Genomic DNA, 1,315 nt, shown 5'->3' with positions numbered 1-1,315 from the left:
TGAACCGTACCGGCTTTCTCGGAGACCCGTTAGTTTGAGTCAAGCAGCCTTATTTGCCTGACTCTGTTGCTCATAATACATGGCTTCTCGCTCTGCTGGTGGGATATGGCCAATCGGCTCCAGTAACCGCCGGTGATTGAACCAGTCGACCCACTCCAACGTTGCAAACTCAACCGCTTCTAGTTGCCGCCATGGTCCGCGTCGGCGAATCACTTCGGTCTTGAAAAGCCCTATCACGGTTTCAGCCATTGCGTTGTCGTACGAATCGCCCACGCTTCCGACAGAGGGCTCAATGCCGGCATCTGCTAAACGTTCCGTGTAGCGAATTGAGACGTATTGAACGCCTCGGTCGCTGTGGTGAATAAGATCACCTTTAGGTCGCTGAGGGCGCTCATGAAGCGCCTGTTCAAGCGCATCCAACACCATATCGGTTCGAGGTGTACTGGAAACTCGCCAGCCGATGATTCGGCGAGCAAACGCATCAATGACGAAGGCGACATAAACAAAGCCCTTCCATGTGGCAACGTAGGTAAAATCTGATACCCACAGTGCGTTCGGCTGAGCTGGCTGAAACTGCCGCTTGACCAAATCCGCCGGACAGGCCTTGTTAGGGTCAGATACAGTCGTACGCACCGGCTTACCACGTATCACACCGCGCAGCCCCATTTGGCGCATCAGGCGAGCGACGGTGCAGCGAGCCACCGGAGTGCCTTCTCGGTGTAGTTGACGCCAGACTTTGCGGATGCCATAGACACCGAAGTTCTCTTCCCAGACGCGCTGAATTTCGGCCCTCAGCCAGCGCTCACGTTTATTGCGGGGAGGCGCTCGGTTGGGCTCGCGTGCGCGGGCACGATGCTCATAGTACGTCGACGGGGCGATCGGCAGGACACGGCAGATCGGCTCGACCCCGTATAACGCTCGGTAATCTTCGATAAAGTTGATCATCACTTCCCGCGGCGGTCGAGCTCCGCCTGGGCAAAATACGCAGAGGCCTTTCGTAGGATCTCGTTGGCTTGCTTCAACTCTCGGTTTTCACGCTCTAGCGCTTTGATCCGTTCACGCTCGGAGGTCGTAGCGCCTTCCCGACGCCCTGTGTCACGCTCGGCCTGTCGGACCCAACTGCGCAGTGTTTCAGGCGTACAGCCGATTTTTGGGGCGATGGCACCGAGGGCTGCCCACTGGGAGGAATAATCTGCCTCGTGGTCGAAGACCATACGTACCGCCCGCTGGCGAACTTCAGGGGAATATCGATTTGATTTGCTCATGGCTCCATCCTCTCAAGGTTTGGAGCCTCCGGGAATCCCGGTACGGTTCA

At 57.0% G+C, this 1,315-nt stretch carries 1 protein-coding gene and 1 other annotated feature; the gene reads right to left on the bottom strand.

Translation table 11 applies throughout. The features are described 5' to 3' along the window. Window positions 1–39: 39 nt before the first annotated feature. A protein-coding gene (locus V8L71_RS20630) for an IS3 family transposase (RefSeq protein WP_336275339.1) occupies window positions 40–1,265 on the bottom strand; the annotation gives its coding sequence in 2 pieces (ribosomal slippage) (window positions 40–980 and window positions 980–1,265; 1,227 coding nt in all). Beyond that, window positions 871–987: a sequence feature (AL1L pseudoknot), on the bottom strand. (Overlaps the previous gene by 117 nt.) Window positions 1,266–1,315: the final 50 nt, after the last annotated feature.

It is taken from the genome of Vreelandella indica, from assembly GCF_037070225.1.
Lineage (GTDB): Bacteria > Pseudomonadota > Gammaproteobacteria > Pseudomonadales > Halomonadaceae > Vreelandella > Vreelandella arctica.
Note: the sequence above shows the minus strand (reverse complement) of the source record. Positions and strands in the feature narration are given on the sequence as shown.